Source organism: Desulfovibrio sp. JC010, assembly GCF_010470675.1.
Classification (GTDB): Bacteria; Desulfobacterota; Desulfovibrionia; order Desulfovibrionales; family Desulfovibrionaceae; genus Maridesulfovibrio.
Map to the genome: position 1 here is coordinate 24,729 of NZ_VOIQ01000013.1, position 26,231 is coordinate 50,959.

Below are 26,231 nucleotides of genomic sequence, written 5' to 3' on the forward strand. Positions count from 1 at the left end.
GCCTGCTAGGCTTTATTTTTAAGAGCGGTGAGGAAGCCGCGTCTTGACGTTTTAGAAGGACTTACCCCGGCCATGATGGTTTTGCGCTGGTCAGCGGAAGCCACGAGAGTTTCGTGATAGCTTTCCGGCTTGGTTTCGCAAAGGTAGATCACGCGCACATCCTCGGGATCGGCGAGGTAGGCGTTGGGGTTGGTCTTTTTTACTACCGCAAGTCTTTCCTCGGCCAGCTTGAGCATATCCGCACGGTCACCGAAGTTCATGGTGCCGGTGGGGCAGCTCTGTACGCAGGCAGGCTGCATGCCCATTTCCACGCGGTCAATGCACATATCGCACTTGGAGAAGAGACCTGTTTTCGGGTCCTGACGGGGAACGTTGTAAGGACACATTTCCCAGCCTTCCACCTTACCTTTGGGCAGCACGGCCTTGTCGGTCATGATTACTGCCCCGGTCTTTTCGTCCTGTACTACAGAACCGGGCTTGTACATATTTGCGATGTACTTACAGGGCGGCTCTATGCAGTGGCGGCACTGTTCCGGGAAGAACAGCCAGCGGAATTTGCCGTCTTCGTCGCGGGCTTCGCTGAAGCGCACCAGACGAATGGTTTTGGAAGAAAGGTCCTGCGGGTTCTGATGTGAACCCACGTTGCGGGTCTGTTCCGCAGGCAGCTTTTTCCATTGTTTACAGGCAACCTGACAACCACGGCAGGCGGTACACAAGGAGAGGTCTACAAAGAAGCTTTTACCGGACATTATTTGTCACCCTCCTTCCACTTGCGGATGTTGACCATGAAGGCCTTGTATTCAGGAATACCGGTGTTCGGGTCACCCACGTTGGGGGTTACGATGTTTGCGGAATCACCGCCGTTTATGGGGGTTACCCAGCCGTAATGCCAGGGCATACCGACCATGTGAACGTCGGTTCCGTTGATGTTGTAAGGCTGGATGCGTTCGGTAACCATAGCAATTGCCCAGAGTGAACCACGCACACTTTCGATGGTGACTTTTTCGCCGTTTTCAATGCCGCGCAGCTTGGCCAGCTCGGGGCTGATTTCCACGAACATCTGCGGTTCGGCCTCAACCAGCCAGTCCTGCCAGCGGGTCATGGAGCCGGTCTGCCAATGTTCAGTGATACGGTAGGTGGTACCGACGAACGGGTAACGCGGATCGCAGACTGCCTTTTCTTCACCTTCGACCTGAACCGCCGTGGGGTTGTGCAGGGTCCTGGAGAAGGGATGCTTATCAACCGGGCATTCCAGCGGTTCGTAGTATTCCGGCAGGGGACCGTCAGCGCGGCCGGGACCGAAGAGCTGTCCGTAACCGTGCTTACGCATGATGAACGGATGACGGGTACCGGGTTTCCATCCGCCGTCAGGCACATCGCCCACCCACTTGGAACCGTTCCATTTGATAACGGCCTTCTTGGGTGCCCAAGGCTGTCCTTTTTCATCGACAGAAGCTCTGTTGTATAGGATGCGGCGGTTTACAGGCCAGCACCATGTCCAGTTGGGGAAGAGTCCGATATTGGCCTGTTCCTTGGTCTGGGTGGAGTCGTGGCGCATGCCGCGGTTTTCAGTATCGGTTACGGAGTTACAGTACAGCCAGTTACCGGAGGTAGTGGAACCGTCTGCCTGCAGGTAAGCGAAACTGGGAACCTGTTGACCTTTTTTGAATTTTTTACCTTTTACTTCCACATCGCGGGTGAACCAGCCGTTGCAGAGCTTGGCGGTTTTGCGCGCACTGAACTCCATGTGGCCGTGATCGTTCTCTTCACACATGTTTTCGAAGCTCAGATGGGTGATGGGCTCGGGGTAAACGCCACCTTCTTTTTCATAAAGGTGTTTAAGCTCTTCCCAGATTTCATGGAAATAGTGGCCGTCAGTCAAAACATCGCCGAACGGTTCGGGACCTTTATAACGCCACTGCATCCAGCGACCGGAGTTGGAAACGGAACCTTCTTTCTCGATAGCTGATGCACAGGGGATGAAGAAGGTTTCAGTTTTGCACTTCTTGGTGTCGATTTCAGGGCCTTTCCAGAAATCACTGGTTTCGCATTGGAAGAGGTTGACGTTGACCATCCAGTCCAGTTTGCCGAGAGCCTTACGGGTCTTGATGGCATCGGAGCTGGAGCAGGCCGGGTTCATACCCCAGATAAGTCCGCCGCTGAATTTGTCGCGATACATGCGGTCGATGAGCGGAATCCAAGAGTACTGGCTGGCCTTGTGGTTATCAAGGCGGGGCAAATACTGATAGCCCTGTTCCGGGGTATCATCGGAGTACATGGCCTTGATCAGGCTGGCCGAGTACTTGGGATAATGCTGCCACCAGTTTGCGGATTCGGGGTCATTACTCTTGGGTGTATAAGTGTCGTTGTATATTTCAAGAGTGTCCTGACCTGCCAGGGGAGTTTTGAGGTAGCCGGGCAGAATGTGGTAGAGCAGGGCATAGTCAGTGGAACCCTGAACGTTACACTCTCCGCGCAGGGCGTTTACGCCGCCGCCTGCAACACCGATATTACCGAGCATGAGCTGGATGATGGCCATGGCACGGATGTTCTGTACGCCCACAGAGTGCTGGGTCCAGCCCATGGCATACATGATGGTACCGGATTTGTCCGGCTTACCGGTGGCAGTGTAGGTGTCGTAAAGCACTTCCAGTTCTTTCTCGGATACACCGGAGATGGAGGATACTTTTTCCGGAGTATAACGGGAGAAGTGCTTTTTGAGAATCTGGAATACGCAATTGGGGTCCTGAAGGGATTCATCCTTTTTGGGAAGGCCCTTTTCGTCCAGTTCAAAAGCCCATTTGGATTTATCGTAGGAGTTGGTCTTGGAATCAAAACCGGAGAAGATGCCGTCTTCGAATTCGAATTTATCACCTACGATGAAGGAAGCGTTGGTGTAGTCCACCATATATTTATGGAAGTAACGCTTGTTCTTGATGATGTAGTTGATCATCCCGCCGAGCACGGCGATATCAGTACCGGAACGCAGGGGGATGTATACATCGGACCTTGCGGAGGTACGGGTAAAGCGCGGGTCAACATGAATAATCTTGCCGCCTTTGAGCTGCGCCTTTGTGGCCCATTTAAAGGAAATGGGATGGTTTTCGGCAGCATTACTGCCCATGATTAAAATACAATCACTGTTCTGAAGATCATTCCAGTGGTTGGTCATCGCACCGCGTCCGAACGACTCTACCAGAGCCGCAACAGTTGCGCTGTGTCAGATACGCGCCTGGTGCTCAACATAGACCAGGCCGAGAGATCTCATGAAAGCGTGCATGGCATAACATTCTTCGTTATCCAGTGCAGCGGAACCGAGGGAGGCGATACCCATGGTGCGGTTGACGACCTGTCCCTTGGCATTTTTCTTTTCAAAGCTTTCATCGCGAGATTTTTTGATCAGCTTCGCGATGCGTTTTTTACAGAAATCCCAATCTTTTTCTTCCCATTCCTCGGCGTAAGGCGCACGGTACAGGAATTTTCCGGGACGCTTGGGGTTCTCGGTCATCTGAATGGTGGCCGCACCCTTGGCGCAGAGTGAGCCTTCATTGATGGGGTGGTCGGGATCGCCTTCCACGTTAAGGGCGCGTTTGGTCTCAATGTCTGTGTTGACCAGCAGGCCGCAACCCACGGAACAGAATGCACAGACTGATGTGGTCTGCTTGGTCCATTTGGGACTGAGCTGCCTTGCCCGTTCCTCGGCTGTGTTCGCAAAGGCTTTACCAAGCCCGCCGAACGCCGGAACAGCGGCTATCCCCGCAGCTGCCGCGGTCGTCAGCTTTACAAAATCTCTACGATTAATGTTCATCATCGCTCCTGAAATTTGAGGGTGTTCCAATCATCTGGATAACAACCTAACGGTCAAGAGGGTTGATGGAAAAAAAAAGTTGCTTGGGGAGTGAATGGCACAATTTTATATATGCGACTTTTGACACAATTGACCATTCTTGAGCTAAAGGACTGAATTTAAGGATGTAATTCTAGTATTAATTGAGTGTTAAGAGATGGGCAGAATTAAATTCAGTAGTATTTCGGAAATAAAGCTTTATGGATAGTGTTTTTGTATAAGATGTTGAAATTATGTCTTTTTGTTGATTTGCAGCATTGTTATCTACGAGCGGCAAGAGGGTATTGTTACTAACCTGACATAATTACTTGATATTTGCTGAGAACAGGGTCCGTTTTCTTGATCGAAAACAGACCCTGCTAATATATTCAACTACTTACGTAGAATGACCGCAAATTCATTGCTTTTACTTTGGTACTTGTTTCCGGCCACACTGCCCAGCAATTCCATTTTGCTGAATCCGCAAAACTTGAATTCAGCCTGCAAATCTTCGGGCCTGAAGTATTGGAGCCAATTATAAATGGTTCGTGTCTTGGTTTCTTCTATGATGTCATATTTTTCTAGAATCACCTTTTCAGTTTCATACTTGAATCTGCGCATGAATCCGTAATAATTATCAGCAGACCAGAATCCGTCCATCAGGTTCGGTTCAAAAACGCACTTTTCCTCTAGATCGTTGAATGCCTGAAGCGAAAACACATCCAGAAGAATTGATCCGCCGGATTTAAGCAGGGTATGGAATTTCTGGATCAGCATCATGCGTTGCGCTGGGCTCAGCGCGCAAAAGTCGCACATAATCATAGTAATGAGGTCAAAACGTTTATCCGTTTGTAATTCCAGATAATTGGTTTTGATGTAGTTAATTATAAGTCCGGAACTGTCCGCTTGTTCACGGGCATAGCCAAGTGAATTTGCGGAAAAATCAATTCCGGTGACCTCTGCTCCAGCCTGCGCAAAAGCAGTAGTGTAGAGACCGGGACCGCACCCAAAGTCTGCGACTTTTTTGCAGTCATTCAATTCAAAACGGTTAATCATCCATTCGGACGAATCGGCAATAAATTCGCGGTTGCGGGAGGCTGCATCGATATCAGGATTCAAGTGATACTTGAGCATCTGTTTGGCGATGTGCTCATCGGTCCACAGGTCGGAAGCAGTATAGAATTCAAAAGGAAGGGGACGTGAGTTTATGTCCCTAAGTTCTTTAAACATAACAAAACCTTAATATCCTTAGGTAGAATATTATTTGATAAAGTTGCCTTTTGCCGAAACGGCAGGGCAACGCAAGAGCCGAAATGGTCTTTATATGCTTAAAGTCTGGACATAGTGAAGTTTCTCTAATTGTAATTGTGCTCGTAAGTCAATCGTCTTTTTTAATTTCTTGACCGTTGTTTTTGCTGTGTGTATGTTTACACAAATAGCATCCAAAAAGAAATCTGAGACTATTCAGAGGTCCTTTTAATGACATCTAAAGAACTAATTAAACAATTGGAAAAAGATGGCTGGCACAAAGTTAATAGTGTGGGCAGTCATTGGCAATTTAAACATCCAAGTAAATCCGGTAGAGTGACGGTTCCACACCCCAAAAAAGACCTTCCTGTAGGAACACTCAAGTCTATTGAGAAACAGGCAGGTTTAAAATTGCGGTAAGGTAGTTATAAAATGGCAAGTTACTATGCAGTAATCCATAAAGAAGGTGCCTCTGATTACGGTGTATCCTTCCCGGATTTCCCCGGATGTATTTCTGCGGGATCAACTCTGGAAGAAGCCGAAGTCATGGCTAAGGAAGCCCTTGATTTCCATGTAGATGGAATGAAAGAGGACGGAGAGGAAATTCCTGTCCCGAATCTTGATTTCAAGGGTATTTATGAAGAATATTCAAAGGATGAGGATTTCCATAGCCTCATGCTCATTAACATTCCTGAGAAGGTCAAACGGGTTCGGGTAAACATCAGTGTCCCTGAACAGGACCTGAAATTTATTGATACCGTTGCTGACAAATACGGAATGGACAGGTCTGCTTTTCTGGTTCTTGCAGCTAAGAAGATAGGGACCGGAGCGTGCGAGCTTTAAGTCCGTCTGGTTTAGAACCTGAAAATCCCCCGGCTCATCCAATGCGCCGGGGGATTCGCTTTTCAATTTTCAAAATTCTAATCCAGTTTCTTACGAGCGGTACCTTCTTTATAGAAAGGAAGCTCGCCTTTCTTGGCTTCAAGTCCTTTTTTACCATTATTAATGGTAAAGGCATCCGCCTCGGCTGCATCAGCGGCAACGTAAGCAAGTGCGATGGAATAACCAAGGGTGGGAGAGAATGATCCACTGGTGACCACACCTACTTCCTTACCGTCAATTTCAACTTTATCACCATGACGGGCAGCACGGCGGCCTTCGATGGTCAGGGGGATAAGCAGTTCTTTAACATCGGTGTAAGCATCTGCGGGAAGCAGGAAGCCGTATCCGCCTTCGCGGGGATTGTGCTCGGTATCGAGATCCTGGCCGTAAAGCGGGTAGCCGCACTCAAGGCGCAGGGTGTCGCGGGCACCGAGACCGATGGGATCAACCCTTTCGTCCGCAACCAGTTTCTCCCAGAGAGAGAGGGCTTTGTCGGAAGGCAGGTAGAATTCGTAACCCAGTTCTCCGGTATAGCCGGTGCGGCTGATGATCAGTTTGTAACCGTCAAATTCGGTTTCCTCGAAGTTGAAGTACTTGAGGTGTTTGAAATCACGGCCGAAAACAGATTCCAGAACATCAAGAGCCAGAGGCCCCTGCAGGTCGATCTTGGCTGTCTCGTAGGAAACATTTTCGAAATTCAATCCTTCCGGAAGTGCGGAATCAATCCAGTTGAAATCACCTTCTTCGCAGGAACCGTTTACTACCAGCATGTAGGAATCTTCAGCAAGGCAGTAGATGATCAGGTCGTCAAGCACGCCGCCTTTTTCATTAGGCAGGAATCCGTAACGGCATTTGCCCGGAGCGAGGGTATCCAGATTTTGGGTAACCAGCTTGTTCAGTGCGTCTTTGGCTCCTTTGCCGCTGAGTTTGAATTCACCCATGTGGCTGATATCGAACACGCCGACCTTTTCACGGGTTTGCTTATGCTCAACGATAATGCCGGCATACTGGACAGGCATTTCAAATCCGGCAAAAGGAACAAGTTTTGCGCCGTTTTCACGGTGCCACTCAGTCAGGGGGGTAGTGCGCAGTGCTGTCAATTTTTTACTCCGTATAAATTGAAAGCACCCGGAATCCCTAGAGTGCTTTCACAATTAAATTTAAACCAATCCGCTTACCGAAGCACCTTCTTCATAGAGGGTGCGGCTTTTGCGGATCGACCTGAATTCATCAAGGATCACCACCATGCGACCGTAATATTTTTTCACATTCTGGCCGTACTGGGTGAGCTCTTCTTCCGTGCAGGAAATATATTTGCGCCTCAGGTAAGAGTCATTGAGGACGCGGTCTCCGATCTTTAAAGCTGTTTCCACCAGCTTGTCAAAGTAGTTGACGATTTCAAATTTTAATTCATTTAAGATTTCGGTCATCACCTGAAGCATCTCAAGGTAGCCGATGTTTTTGCCTCTAAATTTCCTTTCCTTGAGGTCTTCAAGGACTTTCAATTTACGGGCCTGCTGGATGTAGCTGTATTTGGACCAGACCTCCTGATAAAGGTCGGTCAGGTCGTTGAACGGTTCGTAGTTGTCCGGGGCCAGTAGATAGCTGTCCAGCACTTTTACCACCCCGGAATAAAATTCGTCAGAATAACCGATGATCCTGCGCTGGTGTTTGGAAAGCCATGCGAAGAGAAATTTGAGCCTTTTCTCATGTGTTTCGGTGTCTTCAATCAGCTCATTGCGTTTGTAAACAATGCTGCCAGTGTATTCACCGCGCACAATATCGTTCAGCAGGATGGTCATGCTGGAAGCGTCTTTGATTACGTTGAAGTGGGACGCACATTCCCCGGTGATGGGATGGATGACTTCCTGCCGATAGACTGAAAGGGCGCGGTCTTCACGGACGTTTTCCGGGTTGAATTTGTGCTGGCGGTACTTGACCTTGAGGATGACTACCCGTTTTTTTTCATCCACAAAGAAACCGCCTTTTTTAAGTTCAGCGATGGTTTCTTTATTGTCTTTGCTGACCTGCACCAGCGCGATTTTTTCAACACGCGGATAGTGCTTTGCCTTAGAGTGTGAAAAAAGGGAGGTGATGGTTCTATCCGACTGGCCGAGCACGCGGACCATAAACTTTTCGCCCATGCGATGTAGTCTGCGGGCAAAAAGGGCAGAGGAGGTGCGCCGTTCCGAAACAATGGGGAATCCATGCAGCTCCATGAGAAAAGTGTATACAAAAAGGCGGTTGTATTCGTAGAGCAGGTTGTCGCCCGGCTTAAATTTTCCTATCCTGATGCCGAACCGCTTCAGCTCGTTATCAAGATCGGAAGGAAAAGATCCGAATACCCCGGAAAGATAGAATTTTCCGGTATTATCCTGCGCCATGACATGGGCCCGTTCAATCTCCAGCAGATAGGGAATGATCTTGCCGTAATTTTCAATGGCTGAAAGATCTGTTTTGCCGTATTCGCTGATGAAATCTTTATGCGAACGTTTGGGCAGTCTGCTCTCGAAAGTTTCAATATTGGCGTTTACAATGGATTCAAAAAGAGGGCAGGCGTCTTCGGTGGTGGTTTCGTCCAGCAGCCTCGGACTGTGCAGGATATCGAACTGGAAAATTTCCTGAAAAAAATTCAGGGGACGCTCAAGGGCGACCATACTGAAGCCGGGAAGCTTTTTGTATTCGTATAAATCGACTTCAAAAGAGGGCAGCAGTTCGCGGGAATCAACCAGCGGATACTGGTTGCGCTGTTCAAAATAGGGGCGCAGCAGGCAGTTTTTGATGTGGACGTGATCCAGATGCAACCGCAATCCGTCCAGTGATTTTAAATCATAAACATCATGCGATGAATCGGCTTCCGCGTCACAGGTTTTCCCTGTATATTTGGAAAAAGCTTCCTGCCACATATTCATATCCTGCATGTGCTTGTATAATTAAAAGAGAGTCCCTCTTTATTTATTAAGGTATGATTAGCTTGAACCGCGAATAATTACAACTGAATTTATCTAGAAAAATTGTAGAAACGGCCTTTTTTTTAAAAAAACATGTCGTTTCTTGCTGAAAAGAGTTGTTTTAAGGGTTGTTCGGTTGGAATTCTAAAAAAAACCATCAAATAGCAACGGAAAAAGGATGGGTATTAAACATTGAATCTGTTGACCGGGGTAGCTCTTTCAAATAAGAATGATACGGATTTGATTATATCATACGATTTTTGTTTTTTCTAACGATCAGAATTTAAGGATGAAAATATATGAGTTTAGATGGCTGCACCAATATTGAGAGCAACAAAGTTGATTGTCCCTGTACTTACAGCGGATGCCCCCGGGCCGGCGCATGCTGCGAATGCATTAAGTATCATCGGGCTAAAGATCAGCTTCCTGCCTGCTACTTTACACCGGAGCAGGAAAAAACGTATAATCGGAGCATTGATTATTTCATCGAGTGCAGGACCAAATAGAGCATGCCTAGAAACGAAATTCTGATAAATATCCTCAGCATTGTCTGCAATGTTTTTGAGGCGCACAGTGTTGTCCTGTATCTTCCGGACGGGCAGCACGGATACTCTTTATCCACTTATTTCAGCCTTGGGGATGACATATCCCCTAAAGGAACCCCTTTGCAGAAAAAGAGTCTTGCCGGGATTGTGATCGGCAAAAACGAGCCTCTTTTTATCAACAATATGGACCGCAAAGGAGCGACCACCCTCGGCTATTACGAGAACCGTGAGGACTCCAAGGTCAAGGCTTTCATGGGCACCCCGCTGGAGCAGTCACTTGGTGCCATTTGTCTGGACAGTAAGCGGACCTATTCTTTCAGCACCAAGGATTTGAAGATTCTTTCCCAGTTCGGAAAAATGATCACCTCCATGCTTTCCTGCATTCGCTCCGTTGATGCTGATGGTCGCAAGAATGAATATTTCATGACCCTTAAGCTGCTGCATGACCTGCGTAAAAGGCAGCCGAAATGGAATTCCTTTCTCGATAATCTTTTGAATATGACTGCAAGCACAAGTGGATTTTCCCATTCTTTTCTGACTGTTATAGACCAGAGAGGGACCTCTTTTTATGTCGAGGGGGAAAATAAGTCCATTTTGCAGCGAGGGGAGTCCAAAACCATGGCCTTTCCTTTAGGCAGCGGGCTTGTGGGCTGGGTTTATAAAAATAACGAGCCCATGTTCATTGAAGAAAACAATGCCGGGCAGGCTGCTTCCAGTTTACTGGGGGCAAGTGCCAGCACTGTTGACTTCATGAGCGTAATTTGTCTGCCACTAGTATTTCAGCGCAAGACCCGGGGAGTTCTTGTGCTGGCCAATGAAGAACCGAAACGAATTGATGAAGACTTGAAGGATTTCCTGTTTATGGTATCTGAATACCTGAATCAGTTCCTTGAAAATCTCTTTCTAAAAAGCAAACTTGCGGAAGCCCGCACAGCCTTGCAGAAAGTTACCCCGGCCAAAACCGATCCGGTTTTGATCAACGACAATTAACCGCTTCATGCATGAGGCCTTATTTATATGTTATGGGCTAAATTAATGAGCTTTTTCGGCAAGGATCTTGCCATGGATCTGGGCACGGCAAATACGCTGCTCTACACCCCGAAAGACGGCATTATCCTTAATGAACCGTCTGTCGTTGCCCTTGATGCCCGAGATGAATCAGTTATTGCCGTGGGTAAAGAAGCCAAGGAGTATCTTGGCCGCACCCCGGACAAAATCAAGGCCATACGCCCCATGAAGGACGGGGTTATCGCTGATTTTGAAGTGACCAAGAAAATGATCGCTTTTTTCATCAAGAAAGCAATCAAAGGCCGTAATCTGGTCAAGCCCAAAATCATCATCTGCGTACCCACCGGGATTACCCAGGTTGAGAAGAGGGCGGTTATCGAATCCGGTCAGCAGGCCGGAGCGCGTGAAGTCCGTCTCATCGAAGAACCCATGGCCGCAGCCATCGGTGCCGGGCTGAACATTCATGAACCTGAAGGCAACATGGTTGTGGATATCGGCGGGGGTACAACTGAAGTAGCGGTTATTACCCTTTCTTCCGTGGCCCACAGCCAGTCCGTACGCGTGGCAGGGGACGAGATGAACCTTGCCATCATGCGCTACATGCAGGATGAATTTAAGCTGCTGGTCGGTGAAAACACTGCGGAAAAAGCAAAAATGCAGATCGGCTCAGCTATTGAATTGCCGGAACCGTTGACCATGACCATTTCCGGTCGCAATCTCATTGACGGCAAGCCCAAGGCCATAGAAATCAACGATGCCCAGATCAGGGAAGCAATTGCCGACCCTGTGGCTGCTATTGTCCATTCCGTGCGGGTGGCCCTTGAACGCACTCAGCCGGAACTTGTGGCCGATATCGCCAACAATGGTCTGCTGCTGGCAGGTGGCGGAGCACTACTCAAGGGGCTGGATGAACTCATCCACCGCGAAAGTTCCCTCAAGGTCATTATTGATAATGATCCCCTGACCACTGTAGTGCGTGGCACAGGGTTAAGTCTCCAGAAAGACAAGGGTTTTGAGAAGGTTTATATTAATTAGATGCAATTTCTTATAAAAAAAGCTGCAGCGGCAGTCCTTGAAGCCGGTGAAATAATCAAGGAAGCCTACAATAAGCCTAAGAAAATCAAGCATAAAGGCCGTATTGATCTCGTTACTGAGACTGATCTGGCGGTGGAAAAATTTCTTAAAGCAAAGCTTGCGGAAATCCTGCCCGGTTCGTCTTTTATTGCCGAAGAAACTTCCGGCGATGCCAAGCTTGTGGACCGTACATGGATTATTGATCCTCTGGACGGAACCACTAACTTTGCCCACGGGTTGCCCATGGTGGCCACTTCCGTCGCTCTCTGGGAAAACGGTCAGGTGGTGCTGGGCATCGTTAACCTGCCCATTCTTAATGAAGTATTCACGGCTGTGCGCGGCGGCGGGGCATTCATGAATGGTGAGCCGATCCATGTCTCGGATTGTGATTCGCTGGAAGAATCCCTTATCGCCACCGGATTTCCTTACGCCATTGAAGAGCATGTTGATTTCATCACTGATGCTTTGAGCCGGGTGCTGCTCAAAACACAGGGCGTGCGCCGTCCGGGCGCGGCTGCTTTTGATCTCGCTTATACCGCCTGCGGTCGTTATGAAGGGTATTATGAAAATTCCCTCAAGCCTTGGGATATGGCGGCTGGATGGCTGCTGGTGCAGGAAGCCGGAGGCAGGGTGACCGAGTACGGCGAAGATGAATTCAATTTGTATTCACCGTGTATTCTGGCTACCAATGGACCTATTCATGAAAAACTTCGGGAATTGATTCTGCCGGAAAATTAATCCGGCGAAGCCTAATAAAAGTTTTAGGAGTGTCCAGAGAACCCTTTTTCAAAAGGGTTCTTTGGTCCCCGAAGGGCCGCCGGAGGCTTCTTACTTAAATTTAAAAAGTAAATCCCGGTCATACAGGAATACAAGGGCCGGGACGAGCAGTTCACGGCATTCGCGGACCAGCCAGTCCATTTCACTTTCTGAATAGAAGTAGCCGGATTCGGCTTCTTCCTTGTTCAGATCCGGGATGGAATTTTGTTTTTCCAGAATATACAGAGTTACAAATTCATATCCGGACTCGGAAGATGCTTCAATTTCCTCGATTAACTTCAGGTTGGAACTGCGGATGCCGAGATCTGTCTCAAGTTCACGCAGGGCTGCTTTTTCGCTTGATTCACCTGTTTGCACATGTCCCCCGGCGGAGATATCCCAGCGACCTGCGTATAATTTTTTCTGCGGGCTTCTTTTTTGAAGAAAAAGTTTTCCTTCGCTGTCATAGACAAGTATAATCACCGAGCGATGACGCAGCGATTGACGGTGGACCTCATTGATATCCATGCTTGTTATGGGACGGTTGTTCTGGTCGACAACCTCGATTTGAACGAACTTTTTTTTCACTTTTAAACAATTTCTTTTCGTTTTTGAACATCGAGTTCTTTCAATTCGTAAGAATTGCGTGTAAGAGGTTCACATTGACTTTGGTTGTGAACCCACAATTTCCACTCATACACAGGTAGATAACCTATTTATGAAAAGCGCGGAAGTCACCACCGGCATTCAAAAAATTTTCGATCTCGGCTCTGACCATCTTAGTCAGCTCAGGGCACTTGAGTCTCTATGTTTTGAATATCATTGGACCGAAGAGCAGTTCCGGCTGGGGCTGGAGAAAAAAGCATTCTTCGTCCTCGGATATGAAGAACAGGGGATGCTGGTCGGCTATCTGGCTTATTCACTTGTGTTGGATGAAATGGAAGTTCTCAATTTAGGGGTACACCCCCGGTTCAGGAGAAAGGGAATTGGCAGGGCACTTATGCTGGAGCTTATGCACAAGTGCCGGGAGATGAATGTGAGTAGAGGGCTTCTGGATGTAAAGGAATCCAATGCTCCCGCCATCGGGCTTTATGAAAGTCTCGGCTTTAAGCAGGTGGGAGTCAGGAAAAATTACTATCCGGATACAAGGGAAGACGCCCTCCTGTATGACTTGGATTTTAGTCAGTAATTAAACCGATTTAACCACGGAGTGATCATGCGCTTCATTGACCAGCTTGACATTGCAGGCAAGAAACTGCTGATGAGAGTTGATTTCAACGTCCCTCTGGACGGCGAAACCATCACTGACGACAACCGCATCAAAGCCGCTGTCCCTACGTTTAAATATGCACTTGAAAAGGGCGCGTCGGTTATCGTCATGGCCCATCTGGGCAAACCTAAAGGCAAAAGGGTTGATTCCCTGAGTCTGGCACCTGCTGCCAAACGCCTTGGCGAATACCTCGGTATGGAAGTTCCCCTTGCTCCCGACTGCATCGGTTCTGAAGTGGAGAAAATGGCTGCCGAGCTTAAGCCCGGTCAGGTTATGATGCTTGAGAACCTGCGTTTCCACGCAGAAGAGCAGGCCAAGACTCCCGAAGAGCGCGGCGATTTCGGCAAACAGCTCGCCGCCCTTGCTGATATTTACGTAAACGACGCGTTTGGCGTGGCCCACCGTGCCAACGCTTCCGTTGTTGATGTCCCTTATGCTGCCAAAGACTGCTGTGCCGGTTTCCTGCTCAAGCTGGAATGGGAATATCTCGGCGAAGCACTCAAGAATGCCCGCAAGCCCTACATCGCTGTTTCCGGCGGTGCCAAGGTTTCCTCCAAACTCGGCATCCTCAACAACCTGATCGGCAAAGTTGATGACTTCATCATCGGCGGTGCCATGGCCAATACTTTCCTGCTCGCACAGGGCAAGGCTGTAGGTAAATCCCTTGTGGAAGAATCCCTTGTGGACACTGCCAAAGAAATCATGGATAAGGCTGCCGGCTCCGGCACCACCCTGCATCTGCCCACCGACTTTGTCTGGGGTAAAGATATTGATACCGCACAGGGTGTCTGCGACGGTGATTCCGTTCCCGAAGACGGCATGCTGCTTGATATCGGCCCTGAATCCGCAAAGAAATTCTGCGAAGTAATTGAACGCTCCAAGACTATCGTCTGGAACGGTCCCATGGGTCTGTTCGAGAAAGAGCCTTTTGCCCAAGGTTCTCTGAAGGTCTGCGAAGCCATGGCCGACCTTGAAGACGCCACCACCATCGTAGGCGGCGGCGATACTGACGCAGTTGTGCATCAGGCCAAGCTCGAAGATAAATTCACTTTTATTTCCACCGGCGGCGGCTCTTTCCTTGAGTTCCTCGAGGGTAAAGAACTTCCCGCATTCAAAGCACTTAAGGAGAACAGCTAATGAAAAAATTAATGGCCGCTAACTGGAAAATGTACAAGACCCGCGCAGAAGCAAAAGCAACTGCTGAAGGTCTGCTTGAAAAAATCGCCGGCAAACTTCCCGCTGACCGCGAAGTCGTTATTGCCGCTCCTTATACTGCTCTGGAAACCGTAGGTTCCGTGCTGGAAGCAAATGCTGACTGCCACCTTTCCGCTGAAAACCTTTACCCTAAGGCTGAGGGTGCTTTCACCGGAGAAATTTCTCCCGCAATGCTTAAGGATGTAGGTTGCGTTTACGCACTGGCAGGACACTCCGAGCGTCGCGCAATTATGGGCGAAACCGATGAGATGGTTGGAGAAAAAGTTGCTTTCGGTCTTGAAAACGGTCTGTCCATGATCCTGTGCATCGGTGAAACAATCGATGAAAGAAAAGCAGGGGAAGTACAGAAGGTTATTGACGAACAGCTCGAAGCTGGTTTAAAGAATGTAGCTTCCGACTTCGCGCCTGAAACCGTTGTTGTTGCTTATGAGCCTGTCTGGGCCATCGGCACCGGTGAAGTGGCCGGAGAAGGCGAAATCGTTGAAGCTCACGGCTTTGTTAGAGAAAAGCTGAAAAAACTTTTCCCTGAAAAAGCTAATGAAATCCGCATCTTGTACGGCGGAAGCGTAAAGCCTGCCAACTGCGCACAGATCATTGCACTTGACAATGTGGACGGAGTACTGGTAGGAGGCGCGAGCTTGGACGCGGAAAGTTTCAGCCAGATCGCACTGGCTTAAATATCTGCCTTATTCCAGGTGAAAAAATAAAGGAAAAAAAGCTTTGCAAACGCTCGTAATTACTGTACACATTATCGCTTGCGTCTTTCTGATTATCTTCGTTCTTTTACAGAGCGGTAAAGAAGACATGGGCGTAATCTTCGGCGGAGGAAGTGGTTCTGTTTTCGGTAGCACCGGAGCAGGCGGGGTTCTCGTTAAGATCACTGCATTTCTGGCAGCAGTCTTTCTGGTAACTTCCCTTTCATACAACTACCTCTCCGGCAACAGGATTGCTGATGAGTCTGTCGTACTTGAAGGCGACACCATCATCACTCCCGAAAAGCCTGCTGTCACTTTTGAAGAGCCCGTTAAGGCTCCTGCAGAAGAGACCAAATAGTAAGTTTTTAAAAACTTCACGTAAGTTCTTTAAAATATACAGCTCGTATTTCAGAGCCGAGGTGGTGGAACTGGTAGACACGCTGTCTTGAGGGGGCAGTGGAAGAGATTCCGTGGGGGTTCGAATCCCCCCCTCGGCACCATCTGAAAAGCAGGTACTTCGAAAGAAAAATCCTAAATATTACGAGCAATTATTTGCAAAAACATCTTGCAAATATGTTTTAAGAGCGTTAAGTCTTTCCTCAACGAAACGTTCTTAGAACGACACCTCATGCCGAGGTGGTGGAACTGGTAGACACGCTGTCTTGAGGGGGCAGTGGAAGAGATTCCGTGGGGGTTCGAATCCCCCCCTCGGCACCATGCAACTGAGAAGGGCCGGAACATTTGTTCCGGCCCTTTTTGCGTTTGGAGGAAAAATAGAAATCAGAGATGTACGAAAATCCGGCTACATTGAAATGAGAGAAGTCTGAGAAAGCTCTGTGCGTGCGGCTCATTATTTTTAGCAGAAGAAGATATGGAACTGGCCGATAATTACAAAAACTAAAAAAATATAAGTGTAAAAAACTAGGCTCTCAGAATCGTATCAGAAACGTATTTTAATGTGTTTGTCTTGTTCGGTGTCGTGAAGAAGTAAAAGTCCCGTCAGAACGAATTTTGACATTAAAATCACATTTTGACGCACAGAGGCGGGAATATACCAATATTACCCCTGTATAAAGCATCAAAACTGATCAGCTGATCGAATGATTTGCCCTTGATTTTATTGATAAAAAATTAATTTAAATTTTTTTCAAATTATTTCAAAAAACATCTTGCCAAGGGTGACAGATTTCCGTAAACACTTCTTCACACGACGTTCACAGCAACGTTGTTCACCTCTTGCCGAGGTGGTGGAACTGGTAGACACGCTGTCTTGAGGGGGCAGTGGAAGAGATTCCGTGGGGGTTCGAATCCCCCCCTCGGCACCATGCAACAGAGAAAGGGTTGAAACGAAAGTTTCAACCCTTTTTTGCATTTATCGATCAGCAATACGATCCTTTTTTATTTATAGTCATATTGTCAAATCTAAAATAGTTTTGTAGATATTCCTGTGCGCAATACAAATAAATATAGCATATGCGTAAACAGGGATAATCTACAGTGAAAAAAGCCTTCATTTTCTTTCTGGCAGCAATACTGATTCTGATCGCCTCGGTCTATTACGCCCACGCCGAACAATTCCAATATCTACGCCCAAAAGACGGCGACTCCTTTTCGGTCATGCTGCGCGGGCTTGATATTGATCTGCGGCTGATATCTGTAGACTGCCCGGAATACAAACAGGAGTTCGGACAGCAGGCGCGCGAATTCACAGATAAGTGGCTACGCAAAGGCCCGGCCTACATTGAATACGATCACCGCACTCAGGATCGCTACAAACGGGTGCTCGGTTATGTCTGGCGGAAAGGGGAGATGCTTAATTATGTACTGGTGCGTCAGGGATATTGCATTGTAGCCTACTATGAGGACACTAAGATGCATTACCCGGAACTTAAGCATGCGCAGGAATTGGCCAAGCAGGAAAAGCTCGGCATCTGGGCTAATGGCGGTTTGAAGATGACTCCGAAGGAGTTTCGGAAATGGAAGCGGGGTCGGAAGGTATCGGTACGGACACCTTCAAAGAAGTAAGGCGGCTACAAAAGTTTGTGCATATTCTTCAAAGCCTCGCGTCTGCTCAGTCCTGAAAGACGTTCAGCATTAGCATCAATGTAATCATTCACTATCTGTGGGTGCGTCCAAGCATAATCCCGCAAGGCCCAGCCGATAGCTTTGCGCAGGAAGAATTCTTTGGAATCAATATTCGGCTCAATGCATTGCATAAGAAATTCAAAATCCAGATCTTCTTTAAATCGTAGCTGGCAGAGAATGGATGAGCGGCGTTTCCACATGTTGTCATCAGTGGACCATCTGAGCATCAATGCACGCATCCGTTCCGGTTCAGCGCGAAGAATATTACCCAACGGTTTGGCTAAATAGTCACAATAATCCCACCAAGCCCCGGTGGTGATTATCTCTTCGAGCATGGGCAGGGCTTTCCATACATGATGTTTGTTGCATGATTTCAAGATAATTAATTCAATGGCGCAATAGCGTTCTTCTCGAAATTCAGCATCACGCCACAGCTCAAGAACAGCAGCCTGCCATTTGTCAAAATCCCATGGTTCGTATTTTTTAAATATTTGTTTACATATCTTACGGTAAACCGGCGTGCGGATACCGTAAAACTCCATTTCGGATTTCATGTATTTTTGCATGGCCGGTGCGCGTTCAGGATCGGCAACAGCTTGCAGGGAATGGCGGATGGTGGGGAGGAGTTGAATATTCCGGCGTATGTTAGATGACATCTTGCAGCTTATTTTCCAATGTGTTTATATGCATAGTGATGATGTTTAATTTTATTAGGGTAACTTTCTTTGATTATCAACTAAACTTTGACAACCAACAATAGAAACTGACAAGTCAACGGGGTAGACCATGATTCATCATGTAAAAAAGCATAAAAGGGATTCTGAAAACCGCAAAAACTATATCATGCCCGTTTACGGGTCCCGCGACCTTGAAGACCCGATCCCAAAATACGCCATACCTGAAAGCAGCATTGACCCCCGGCACGCATATTCTCTGGTGCACGATGAGCTCATGCTGGACGGTAACTCCCGTCTCAATCTGGCCACCTTCGTTACCACATGGATGGAAGACGAAGCCCGGCAGCTGATGACCGATACTTTCGATAAAAATATGATCGACAAGGATGAATATCCGCAGACAGCCGAACTGGAAGACCGCTGTGTGCATATTCTTTCCGATCTTTATAATTCCCCGGACGAAGAACATGCCTGCGGCTGCTCCACAACCGGATCAAGCGAAGCGGCCATGCTTTGCGGAATGGCCTTGAAATGGAAATGGCGTGATCGCATGAAAGCCAAGGGCAAACCCACAGATAAGCCGAACATGATTATCAGTGCCAGTGTGCAGGTCTGCTGGGAGAAATTCTGCCGTTACTGGGAAATTGAACCTCGTCTGATTCCGGTTTCCGATGGTCATTACAGCATGAAGACCGAGGATGTCCTTGCCGCTTGCGATGAAAACACCATCGGCGTGGTTGCCATTCTGGGCACCACCCATACCGGGGATTTTGAACCGGTCAAGGAATACAACGACGCCCTTGAGAAATTTAACGCTGAAACCGGATATGAAATTCCCCTGCATGTGGATGCGGCCAGCGGTGGATTCATCGCTCCGTTCCTGCAGCCGGAACTGGAATGGGATTTCCGTCTGAAATGGGTAAAATCCATCAACGTGTCGGGCCACAAATTCGGCCTTGTTTATCCCGGCGTGGGCTGGGCAATCTGGCGTACTCCTGAAGAACTTCCCGAAGATCTGGTTTTCAGGGTCAATTATCTGGGTGGTGAAATGCCTACTTTCGCACTGAACTTTTCCCGCCCCGGAAATCAGGTTGTAGCCCAGTACTACAACTTTATCCGGCTCGGACGTGAAGGGTACACCCGCATTATGCAAGCCTGCATGGATACTGCTAATTTTATTAAAGAAGAGCTTGAAGAAACCGGTGTATTCCAGAGTCTGCTGCCCAAGCTGCATATGCCCTTGATTACTTTCAGAATTCGTCGCGATGTGGATGTTGATTTTGATGTATACAAGGTTTCGGAAATGCTGCGCCATCGCGGCTGGCTGGTTCCGGCCTACAGCATGTGCGAAAATTGCGAAGATGATAATGTGCTGCGCATCGTGGTCAAGGAAGGCATGTCCATGGATATGGCCCACCTGCTCATGGATGACATCAGGCGCATCCTGAAGTCTTTTGACGGTGAAATTGAAGAAAAGAAAAGCACCAAGCAAACTTTCAAGCATTGCTGATCATTTATTAATAGACATCTTTATTTACAGGCAATATGATCCAACTTGCCTGTAAATAAAGATTTTTCATATAAAGGAGTTTTAAATGAGTGAGATCAAAAAAAGCGTAGATTATATTTTCCACGGCCTTGATGCCCTTGATGTGCTGCTTTGCTCCAAGGAAGCCGAAAACCTTAATGTCCGCAATATTGTCGGCTTGCTGCATCCCATTCTTGATGATGCAAAACGCCGCGCACATACTGAAATTTCCGCCAGAAGCGGCAGCAAAGAAAAAGAATAACAAGCCTTAAGGATTCCAGATGAATCTGATTGAACTGGTTCAAGATGAACTGGATGATCTGGTCGGGATATACAAACATCTGCACGCCAATCCGGAGCTTTCCGGTCATGAAGAAAAATCTTCTGAACTGATTGCAGCCCAGCTTGAAGCAAGCGGCATATCCGTAACCCGCAATTTCGGCGGCCACGGCGTGGTCGGTGTTCTGGAGAACGGTGACGGTCCCACTGTAGTGGTCCGTGGCGATATGGACGCGCTGCCTGTCATTGAGGAAACCGGACTGGACTATGCCAGCAATGAAACAGGCATCATGCATGCCTGCGGGCACGATTTCCACATGACGACCCTTGTGGGCACAGCCCGCGTCCTTTCCCGGTCCAAGGAAAACTGGAATGGGAAGATCATTTTTATCGGCCAGCCTGCTGAAGAAGTCGGGGCCGGAGCGAAGGCGATGCTCAGGCAGGGGCTTTTTGAGCAGTTCGGTTATCCTGATTATTGTTTAGCCACACACGTTATTCCCGGTGTTGAATCCGGAAGGATAGTAGTTAAATCCGGGCCAGTCATGGCCGGGGTTTCCCAGCTGAAAATAACCGTACGCGGAGTAGGGGGACACGGTGCCCTTCCGCAGGAATGCAAAGATCCTATCGTGCTTGCAGCCCGGATAGTTACTTCCCTCCAAACTGTTGTCAGCCGGGAAATCAGCCCGCTCACTCCGGCAGTTGTCACCGTAGGTTCTATCCATGGCGGCACGCGGGCCAATATTATTTCCGCAGAAGTTATCTTGGAAGTTTCGGTTAGATTTGCTGACTCCGAAACATGCGCTCAAATTCTTCAATCCATCAAAAGAATCTGCAAACACGAAGCCCTGTCCATGGAAGTGCCGGACAATCTCCTGCCTGTAATCGAAGTCATTGAATCAAATTCCCTGCCTGCTACCATTAATGATGAAGGTCTGACTGAAATTGTCCGCAAAGCTGCGGGTGAATTTCTCGGTGCAGATAGGGTTCATGAAGCGGAAATGGTCATGGTCAGCGAGGATTTTTCTCTATTCCGAACAGCCGGAAATAAAGAGATTCCCTGCTGCATGTTCTTTACCGGGGCAGCCTCGGCAGAAGAAATGGACTTGTACCATGAAAAAGGAATCAAGCCGCCGTCGCTGCATAACAGCAAATTTTGTCCACCACCGGAACCGACTATCAAAACTGCCGTAATTACCATGACAGGAAGCGTTTTGAATATTTTAGGATAAATTGAAGCCCTGCTAAAAACTTAGCAGGGCTTCTTTAGTGGGGCGAATCAATAAGCTATATGCGAAGCTTACCAAATGGTTTTGGGATTCTTAAACCCTTTTGCAAAAGGGTTTAAGCCCCCGGAGGGACTCCCGGTAGGGCCGCCGGAGGCATCATTAAAATGGAAAGCTAACTTCTTTATCTGCGCCGACTTTGGCCAGCTTGGTGTCGATGGCATTGAGCCGGGCTTTTGCGGCCTCTTTCTGGGCCTTGCGGTCAGCGCGTTTGATGACAGTTTTGAGAAACCGTTTGGCAGTTTCGAACTGGCCTTTGTGTTCGTAGATCATGGAAGAACGATACATGGCGGTCACGGCCCAGATATTCTGCTCCGGGAACTCCCATGCCAATTCGAGATAATGCTTAAGTGCTTTTTCTTTCCTGCCCATAGCGTGCTCACCTTCGGCAATCCAGAAAAGCACCTCTGCACGCAGTTCGTCATTTTCCAGATCGTCGCGGGTTGACCAGATTCTTTCAAGTATGGCTTGAGCTTTTTTTAAGTCACCTTTCTGTTGAATCATGAGTGCCAGCTTGAGTTCCTTCTCAGCCGGAAGGGTGCCGCCGGACTTGAGAATTTCGTTATAAGCCTTCATGGCTTTGTCGTCTTTACCGACAGCAAGATCATATGCGACTGCCGCAGAGAGCCACTGAAGGCGTAATTCAGGACCGAATTTATCCTGATCAACCCGTTTCAGGTAATAGGCGGAGAGTTTGAAGTCCCTGTTTTGAGCGGCCTGATCTGCCAAGTAGATAAAACTCTCAGCACCCAGCTTGGACTTGGGAAACAGAAACGCACATCGACGGGCTATTTTAATGCTCTGTTTTTTATCTGCCTGAGCATTCAGGTCTGCGAATACCAGCAGCCTGTCCAACGGATTGGAGTTGATAGTTGGATTAAGTGCTTTCCGGGAAATGGGCTTCCAGAAGGGCGTATCAATATCGCTTAAATAGTTGATCCCGGCAGCCTCGCTAAGCCCGGAAATTATGTAGATGTTTTCGTTTTTACCATAATCAGCGCTACTGAGCACTCTGGACAGAGGCAGCTTGAAAGCAATACCGCAGGCGACTCTGAGGCTCATGGGCAGAGTGTCCGTATCAAGACGCTTCAGAACATTCTCAGCAAGCTCCATGTCTCCGCTCAGAAATGCGAACGCAAGACGGTAGTTCTGGAGAGCGTTAACCAAATCGCTGGAAAGCAGCAATGACCCGGTTTCGCGGTCGATAGTTTTAAGTGCTTCCTGCGGTTTCATCTCCAGGAGCTGCTTGCGGAAAGCATTCCATGCCGGTGAAGTGGGCGCGCCAAGCTGCCAGAGAGTAGGGGAGACGGTCACAGGCTCAAGAACCCCTGCCTCAAAAAAAGAATTCGGTCGAATCAGATTTTCTTCATTAAAGATAGAAACAGATTCCGGAGTATTGCCGGATTCCAGATACTGGTTAACGGATTTCCAGAAAGTCTGAACTGTTGAGTTGGAAACTGCAGTTAAAGCGTTATCTGCTTTTTCCCATTCTCCGATACTTGCTGCTGCCAGAGACTGAGCAATAGCATTACGGTCATCATCGCTGACAATAGTTGAATTGCTGATAACAGGAATGATTTCAGAAGTACTGTTCAACGCTCCCAGCTTGGCTTTGCTGTTGATGACAAAATAGGTTGTCGGCCAGACTTTTTCAGCCTGTGCAAAGGTCTGATCGAGCAGCATCTTCCGTGATTCGCGGGCAGCCTCCGGGGTTACCTGGTATCCCCAGTAAAGGGAACGCCAGACATCAAACCAGATGCTTTTAAGCTGTGAATCCTTTTTAAATTTTGAAGCCATGGTTCTCTGATCCATCAAACGTGCAGCCTGACTGAACCAGATTACGCCTTTTACCGGATCGCCGAGAGCGCGCTGGCATTTACCGCCTAGCCAGAGCCGGGTGATTTCCTGAGTTTTGTCGGTAAAAGCCGGTGTGGATTGCAGTGTTTCAAGACATGCGGAATAGCGGCCGAGATTAAAAGCGGTTTCAGCCCGTTTAAGGATAAGTTCCGGTGTATCTCCGGTCTGGGAGTAATTCTGTTCAAGAATGTCCCAGGCACCGTATTTTTCCAGCCATGATTCAAATGAATCATTTTTCTTGGCAGAAGCAGCAAAAACATTTCCTCCGGCCCCGAACAAAACAGATGCAGCCAGCAGGGAAGGTAATATCTTTTTCTTAAGTATCGATCTCATGAAAACCCCGTAGGTTTAAATTTCTAGTCAGTGTGAACTTTACCTCAGTGAGATAAAGAAAAGCAGCCTAAGAGGCAAATTTAAATCTCGTAATCTTTGGCTACCGGAATCGAACTGTCAGAAAGGACGATATAAGCAAAATAAAACACCGGATCGAGTTATCAGAGAAACAGGTAATTCAAAAATATCTAAAATTTAACACATATTTTAAATGACAATTACCGATAGTAGAGATGCTGGTTTTAGTTTCAGAGTGGAAGACATACCGCCCATATCTCAAAGTTTACATAATTTACATTATGAGACAATCATATAAACTAAGTTAAAACAGATAGTTATGATTAAAAGATGTAAGGTTGGCAAAAAATAAGGCCAATAATCGTAAAATCACTCTTTTTCGTCCTGACTGTCCTTTTTAGGCAAATCAGCATGCTCGCTAATGAGAATATCAACTTTAATTTTTAAATCGATCAGGAGCTAAATTTGAAGGTCATTTTGTGAGGAATAAAAAAGCCTTGCCCGACTTTTTGTCAGACAAGGCTCGCAAACCTGTTTTTATAGCACTGTCAACTTAACGCTAACTGTCGTTGCTCATTAGTCCCATCAATCCATTAAGCGCAAAAAAGAACCCTTCTGACATTCCAGTCAAAAGGGTTCCCTGAAATATTGCAGACAGCTTATTCGCCGCCATCAGCCTCAAGCCGCTTGATGTACTTATCGCGACATTCATAGGAACAGAAGCATTCGACTTTCTCGCCGTTTTTTACCCGGATGTCGCCGTCTTTGGGAACGTAGGCACCGCAGATGGGGTCTTTGACCATTTCTCCGGTTTTGACCTTTTTATTGAAATCTTTGCCTTCTTTATCCTGTTTCTTTTTCTGATCGCCCATAAATAGTTTCCACATGACAAATGCGGCAATGGCGATAACAACAAATTTCAACATAGTTTCTTCACCTCAATAAAGAAAAGGCCGCACCTGTAGAAGGTGCGGCCCTAGAATTAATCCTGATAAATCTTCTTACCTTCTGTACGGTAATCGATTTTCTGCAGAGCGTCAGAAATGGTTGTCCCATCCGGGAAAGCCAGTTCCGGCTCAATATCAGCCAGCGGAAGGAGCACAAACGCCCTCTCCTGCGCCCGCGGATGCGGAACAGTGAGATAGCTGCCGCTGTCAATGACCCGGTCTCCGAAGAGAATAATATCCAGATCAATGGTTCGGGGGCCGTTCTTAACGTCCCTGACCCGGTCCATCTGCCCTTCCACCGCTTGAAGCGTGGAAAGGAATCCTTCTGCGGACCAGAGTTCCGGGTCAACGTCGAAACGGACCACCTGATTGGTAAACCATGGCTGATCTTTCAGTCCCTGAGGTTCGGTCTGGTATGTTTCAGACCATTTTTCAGGTTCAATTCCTTCATATTTTTCCAGTCTGGCGACTGCCTGATTCAAATGATCTTCTGTGTCTCCGATATTTGAACCAAGGCTGACGTAGACCTTTATAATTGGGATATCCGTGATACTGCCTCCTTGAGCCTTTCGGTATCGACAGTCAGCGAAATTCTGAAATACCCTTCACCGGATTCGCCAAAGCCGTTACCGGGAGTAACAACAACGCCGGTTTCCTTCAGGAGCTTGGATACGAACTCGGAAGAAGTGTAGCCTTCGGGAGTTTTAGCCCATACGAAGATGGATGCATCAGGCACCTTGCAGGAAATGTTGATCTTTTCCAGAGCTTCGATAACGCAGTCACGACGCTCTTTATAGATCTTGCGGAATTCCTTAACGTAAGGTTCGCCTTCTTTAAGTGCAACAATTCCGGCTTCCTGTACAGCCTGAAAGATGCCGGAGTCGACATTTTCTTTAATTTTTCCAAGTCCGGCCACGAGTGAGGCATTACCCACTGCCATGCCGCAACGCCAGCCGGTCATGTTGTAAGTCTTGGACAGGGAATGGAATTCTATGGCCACATCTTTTGCGCCGGGAGTTTCCAGAATGGAAATGGGCTTCTTGTCTTCTTCGTAGTAGACTTCGGTGTAAGCGGCGTCAGCTGCGATGATTACGTTATGCTTCTTGGCTTTGGCAACCAGCTCTGCATAGAATTTGGGGGTTGCGGTGGCGGATGTGGGGTTGTTGGGGTAGTTTACGAAAATGATTTTGCACTTGTCCCATTTTGCGTCCTCGATGGCGTCAAGGTCGGGCAGGAAATCATTTTCTTCGAGAAGCGGTACCATTTCAACCACGCCGCCGGCAAAACCGGATGCTACCGGGTAAACCGGGTAGTTGGGGGAAGCTACCAGCACCAGATCGCCGGGGTTAACGAAAGCCAGCGGGAAGTGTGCGATACCTTCTTTGGAACCGATCAGGGAAACTACTTCGCTTGCTGCGTCCAGTTCCACGTTGAATCTTTCCTTGTACCAGTCGGCAACAGCCTGACGGAAAGTCATGAGTCCTACATAAGAAGGATACTGGTGGTTGACCGGGTTCTGAGCTGCCTTGTGCAGTGCTTCAATAATGAAATCGGGAGTCGGAAGGTCGGGATCTCCGATGCCGAGGCTGATGATATCCACGCCCTGAGCTGCAACTTCAGCTTTAAGTCTGTCGATTTCTGCAAAGAGGTACGGGGGAAGTGTGGCAAGTCTGTCGGCAAGTTTAAATTCCGGCATTTCGATATGCTCCTGTCATTTTTTTGGTTAAATTATTATCAAAACTCTTTAAATGTGC

Annotated in this window: 25 protein-coding genes and 3 tRNA genes; 17 read left to right on the forward strand and 11 right to left on the reverse strand. The window is 47.9% G+C overall.

Translation table 11 applies throughout. From position 1 onward, the window contains the following. Window positions 1–5 precede the first annotated feature (5 nt). The 3 genes from FMR86_RS14925 to FMR86_RS14935 all read right to left on the reverse strand — a co-directional run bounded on the left by FMR86_RS14925 (window position 6) and on the right by FMR86_RS14935 (window position 5,056). Entirely contained in the window at window positions 6–749 is a 744-nt protein-coding gene (locus FMR86_RS14925) for a 4Fe-4S dicluster domain-containing protein (protein WP_163352207.1), read from the reverse strand. Beyond that, a complete protein-coding gene (gene fdnG, locus FMR86_RS14930) occupies window positions 749–3,808 on the reverse strand; it encodes a formate dehydrogenase-N subunit alpha (RefSeq protein WP_163352208.1) in 3,060 nt (1,019 codons plus the stop codon). The genes FMR86_RS14925 and fdnG overlap by 1 nt, the downstream gene beginning before the upstream one ends. 411 nt (window positions 3,809–4,219) lie before the next feature. Further along, complete coding sequence (locus tag FMR86_RS14935) at window positions 4,220–5,056, reverse strand: class I SAM-dependent methyltransferase (protein WP_163352209.1); 837 nt, start codon at window positions 5,054–5,056, stop codon at window positions 4,220–4,222. Window positions 5,057–5,305: 249 nt separating this feature from the next. Between FMR86_RS14935 and FMR86_RS14940 the strand changes: the two genes are divergently transcribed. Both FMR86_RS14940 and FMR86_RS14945 read left to right on the forward strand, forming a co-directional pair. Further along, entirely contained in the window at window positions 5,306–5,494 is a 189-nt protein-coding gene (locus tag FMR86_RS14940) for a type II toxin-antitoxin system HicA family toxin (RefSeq protein WP_163352210.1), read from the forward strand. Between the two features lie 12 nt (window positions 5,495–5,506). Further along, window positions 5,507–5,917 (forward strand): type II toxin-antitoxin system HicB family antitoxin, encoded by a 411-nt coding sequence (locus FMR86_RS14945; RefSeq protein WP_163352211.1) that lies wholly within the window; start codon window positions 5,507–5,509, stop codon window positions 5,915–5,917. Window positions 5,918–5,994: 77 nt separating this feature from the next. On the opposite strand, the gene gcvT is transcribed toward FMR86_RS14945, so the two are convergent. Together gcvT and FMR86_RS14955 are read right to left on the reverse strand one after the other, a co-directional pair. After that, on the reverse strand, window positions 5,995–7,056 hold the full coding sequence (gcvT, locus tag FMR86_RS14950; RefSeq protein WP_163352212.1) for a glycine cleavage system aminomethyltransferase GcvT: 1,062 nt from the start codon (window positions 7,054–7,056) through the stop codon (window positions 5,995–5,997). Between the two features lie 60 nt (window positions 7,057–7,116). Further along, window positions 7,117–8,862, reverse strand: a complete 1,746-nt coding sequence (locus FMR86_RS14955) for a hypothetical protein (RefSeq protein WP_373682488.1) — start codon at window positions 8,860–8,862, stop codon at window positions 7,117–7,119. A gap of 344 nt (window positions 8,863–9,206) precedes the next feature. Between FMR86_RS14955 and FMR86_RS20600 the strand changes: the two genes are divergently transcribed. From FMR86_RS20600 to FMR86_RS14970, 4 genes are read left to right on the forward strand one after another with little or no spacing between them, the layout of a single operon-like run. Then, window positions 9,207–9,413 (forward strand): DUF6485 family protein, encoded by a 207-nt coding sequence (locus FMR86_RS20600; protein ID WP_239057253.1) that lies wholly within the window; start codon window positions 9,207–9,209, stop codon window positions 9,411–9,413. Window positions 9,414–9,416: 3 nt separating this feature from the next. After that, the gene (locus FMR86_RS14960) at window positions 9,417–10,442 is read left to right on the forward strand and encodes a GAF domain-containing protein (RefSeq protein ID WP_163352213.1); all 1,026 of its coding nucleotides are present in this window, start codon (window positions 9,417–9,419) and stop codon (window positions 10,440–10,442) included. 27 nt (window positions 10,443–10,469) lie between these two features. Continuing rightward, window positions 10,470–11,495, forward strand: a complete 1,026-nt coding sequence (locus tag FMR86_RS14965) for a rod shape-determining protein (RefSeq protein WP_163352214.1) — start codon at window positions 10,470–10,472, stop codon at window positions 11,493–11,495. Continuing rightward, on the forward strand, window positions 11,496–12,272 hold the full coding sequence (locus FMR86_RS14970) for an inositol monophosphatase family protein (RefSeq protein WP_163352215.1): 777 nt from the start codon (window positions 11,496–11,498) through the stop codon (window positions 12,270–12,272). It abuts the gene before it with no gap. 90 nt (window positions 12,273–12,362) lie between these two features. Here the strand turns inward: FMR86_RS14970 and FMR86_RS14975 are convergent, their stop codons facing one another. Next, entirely contained in the window at window positions 12,363–12,878 is a 516-nt protein-coding gene (locus tag FMR86_RS14975) for an NUDIX domain-containing protein (RefSeq protein ID WP_163352216.1), read from the reverse strand. Window positions 12,879–13,008: 130 nt separating this feature from the next. Between FMR86_RS14975 and rimI the strand changes: the two genes are divergently transcribed. The 8 genes from rimI to FMR86_RS15015 all read left to right on the forward strand — a co-directional run bounded on the left by rimI (window position 13,009) and on the right by FMR86_RS15015 (window position 17,495). Further along, a complete protein-coding gene (rimI, locus tag FMR86_RS14980) occupies window positions 13,009–13,479 on the forward strand; it encodes a ribosomal protein S18-alanine N-acetyltransferase (RefSeq protein ID WP_163352217.1) in 471 nt (156 codons plus the stop codon). Between the two features lie 27 nt (window positions 13,480–13,506). Further along, entirely contained in the window at window positions 13,507–14,697 is a 1,191-nt protein-coding gene (gene pgk / locus FMR86_RS14985; protein ID WP_163352218.1) for a phosphoglycerate kinase, read from the forward strand. Beyond that, window positions 14,697–15,452, forward strand: a complete 756-nt coding sequence (tpiA, locus tag FMR86_RS14990) for a triose-phosphate isomerase (RefSeq protein WP_163352219.1) — start codon at window positions 14,697–14,699, stop codon at window positions 15,450–15,452. The genes pgk and tpiA overlap by 1 nt, the downstream gene beginning before the upstream one ends. 43 nt (window positions 15,453–15,495) lie before the next feature. Further along, entirely contained in the window at window positions 15,496–15,828 is a 333-nt protein-coding gene (secG, locus tag FMR86_RS14995; protein WP_163352220.1) for a preprotein translocase subunit SecG, read from the forward strand. Between the two features lie 55 nt (window positions 15,829–15,883). Continuing rightward, a tRNA-Leu gene (locus tag FMR86_RS15000) sits at window positions 15,884–15,970 on the forward strand. Window positions 15,971–16,100: 130 nt separating this feature from the next. Continuing rightward, a tRNA-Leu gene (locus FMR86_RS15005) sits at window positions 16,101–16,187 on the forward strand. 521 nt (window positions 16,188–16,708) lie between these two features. Then, a tRNA-Leu gene (locus FMR86_RS15010) sits at window positions 16,709–16,795 on the forward strand. Window positions 16,796–16,967: 172 nt separating this feature from the next. Then, window positions 16,968–17,495: a thermonuclease family protein gene (locus FMR86_RS15015; protein ID WP_163352221.1), complete on the forward strand. Its 528-nt coding sequence runs from the start codon at window positions 16,968–16,970 to the stop codon at window positions 17,493–17,495. A gap of 5 nt (window positions 17,496–17,500) precedes the next feature. Here FMR86_RS15015 and FMR86_RS15020 read toward each other — a convergent pair whose 3' ends face one another. After that, on the reverse strand, window positions 17,501–18,211 hold the full coding sequence (locus FMR86_RS15020; protein ID WP_163352222.1) for a DNA alkylation repair protein: 711 nt from the start codon (window positions 18,209–18,211) through the stop codon (window positions 17,501–17,503). A gap of 130 nt (window positions 18,212–18,341) precedes the next feature. Here FMR86_RS15020 and FMR86_RS15025 point away from each other — a divergent pair, with 130 nt between their 5' ends. The 3 genes from FMR86_RS15025 (at window position 18,342) to FMR86_RS15035 (ending at window position 21,268) form a co-directional block, all read left to right on the forward strand. Then, window positions 18,342–19,742, forward strand: a complete 1,401-nt coding sequence (locus FMR86_RS15025) for a glutamate decarboxylase (RefSeq protein WP_163352223.1) — start codon at window positions 18,342–18,344, stop codon at window positions 19,740–19,742. 85 nt (window positions 19,743–19,827) lie between these two features. Then, the gene (locus FMR86_RS15030; RefSeq protein ID WP_163352224.1) at window positions 19,828–20,022 is read left to right on the forward strand and encodes a hypothetical protein; all 195 of its coding nucleotides are present in this window, start codon (window positions 19,828–19,830) and stop codon (window positions 20,020–20,022) included. Between the two features lie 19 nt (window positions 20,023–20,041). After that, the gene (locus tag FMR86_RS15035; RefSeq protein ID WP_163352225.1) at window positions 20,042–21,268 is read left to right on the forward strand and encodes a M20 family metallopeptidase; all 1,227 of its coding nucleotides are present in this window, start codon (window positions 20,042–20,044) and stop codon (window positions 21,266–21,268) included. Between the two features lie 156 nt (window positions 21,269–21,424). On the opposite strand, the gene FMR86_RS15040 is transcribed toward FMR86_RS15035, so the two are convergent. The 4 genes from FMR86_RS15040 to FMR86_RS15055 all read right to left on the reverse strand — a co-directional run bounded on the left by FMR86_RS15040 (window position 21,425) and on the right by FMR86_RS15055 (window position 26,173). Beyond that, window positions 21,425–23,512, reverse strand: coding sequence for a tetratricopeptide repeat protein (locus FMR86_RS15040; protein WP_163352226.1), 2,088 nt, complete (start codon window positions 23,510–23,512; stop codon window positions 21,425–21,427). Window positions 23,513–24,189: 677 nt separating this feature from the next. Next, complete coding sequence (locus FMR86_RS15045; RefSeq protein ID WP_163352227.1) at window positions 24,190–24,456, reverse strand: transcriptional regulator; 267 nt, start codon at window positions 24,454–24,456, stop codon at window positions 24,190–24,192. A gap of 56 nt (window positions 24,457–24,512) precedes the next feature. Continuing rightward, window positions 24,513–25,028 carry a 2-amino-4-hydroxy-6-hydroxymethyldihydropteridine diphosphokinase gene (gene folK / locus FMR86_RS15050; protein WP_373682490.1) on the reverse strand — a complete coding sequence of 172 codons (516 nt, stop codon included), beginning with the start codon at window positions 25,026–25,028 and terminating at the stop codon, window positions 24,513–24,515. Continuing rightward, the gene (locus FMR86_RS15055; RefSeq protein WP_163352228.1) at window positions 25,007–26,173 is read right to left on the reverse strand and encodes an LL-diaminopimelate aminotransferase; all 1,167 of its coding nucleotides are present in this window, start codon (window positions 26,171–26,173) and stop codon (window positions 25,007–25,009) included. The genes folK and FMR86_RS15055 overlap by 22 nt, the downstream gene beginning before the upstream one ends. Window positions 26,174–26,231: the final 58 nt, after the last annotated feature.

Bases quoted from the DNA above. Each gene is read 5' to 3' on its own strand.
- FMR86_RS14925 (WP_163352207.1), bottom strand. From the start codon at position 749: ATGTCCGGTAAAAGCTTCTTTGTAGACCTCTCCTTGTGTACCGCCTGC.
- FMR86_RS14935 (WP_163352209.1), bottom strand. From the start codon at position 5,056: ATGTTTAAAGAACTTAGGGACATAAACTCACGTCCCCTTCCTTTTGAA.
- FMR86_RS14940 (WP_163352210.1), top strand. From the start codon at position 5,306: ATGACATCTAAAGAACTAATTAAACAATTGGAAAAAGATGGCTGGCAC.
- FMR86_RS14945 (WP_163352211.1), top strand. From the start codon at position 5,507: ATGGCAAGTTACTATGCAGTAATCCATAAAGAAGGTGCCTCTGATTAC.
- FMR86_RS14955 (WP_373682488.1), bottom strand. From the start codon at position 8,862: ATGTGGCAGGAAGCTTTTTCCAAATATACAGGGAAAACCTGTGACGCG.
- FMR86_RS20600 (WP_239057253.1), top strand. From the start codon at position 9,207: ATGAGTTTAGATGGCTGCACCAATATTGAGAGCAACAAAGTTGATTGT.
- FMR86_RS14960 (WP_163352213.1), top strand. From the start codon at position 9,417: ATGCCTAGAAACGAAATTCTGATAAATATCCTCAGCATTGTCTGCAAT.
- FMR86_RS14965 (WP_163352214.1), top strand. From the start codon at position 10,470: ATGTTATGGGCTAAATTAATGAGCTTTTTCGGCAAGGATCTTGCCATG.
- FMR86_RS14970 (WP_163352215.1), top strand. From the start codon at position 11,496: ATGCAATTTCTTATAAAAAAAGCTGCAGCGGCAGTCCTTGAAGCCGGT.
- rimI (WP_163352217.1), top strand. From the start codon at position 13,009: ATGAAAAGCGCGGAAGTCACCACCGGCATTCAAAAAATTTTCGATCTC.
- pgk (WP_163352218.1), top strand. From the start codon at position 13,507: ATGCGCTTCATTGACCAGCTTGACATTGCAGGCAAGAAACTGCTGATG.
- tpiA (WP_163352219.1), top strand. From the start codon at position 14,697: ATGAAAAAATTAATGGCCGCTAACTGGAAAATGTACAAGACCCGCGCA.
- FMR86_RS15020 (WP_163352222.1), bottom strand. From the start codon at position 18,211: ATGTCATCTAACATACGCCGGAATATTCAACTCCTCCCCACCATCCGC.
- FMR86_RS15025 (WP_163352223.1), top strand. From the start codon at position 18,342: ATGATTCATCATGTAAAAAAGCATAAAAGGGATTCTGAAAACCGCAAA.
- FMR86_RS15030 (WP_163352224.1), top strand. From the start codon at position 19,828: ATGAGTGAGATCAAAAAAAGCGTAGATTATATTTTCCACGGCCTTGAT.
- FMR86_RS15035 (WP_163352225.1), top strand. From the start codon at position 20,042: ATGAATCTGATTGAACTGGTTCAAGATGAACTGGATGATCTGGTCGGG.
- FMR86_RS15040 (WP_163352226.1), bottom strand. From the start codon at position 23,512: ATGAGATCGATACTTAAGAAAAAGATATTACCTTCCCTGCTGGCTGCA.
- FMR86_RS15045 (WP_163352227.1), bottom strand. From the start codon at position 24,456: ATGTTGAAATTTGTTGTTATCGCCATTGCCGCATTTGTCATGTGGAAA.
- FMR86_RS15055 (WP_163352228.1), bottom strand. From the start codon at position 26,173: ATGCCGGAATTTAAACTTGCCGACAGACTTGCCACACTTCCCCCGTAC.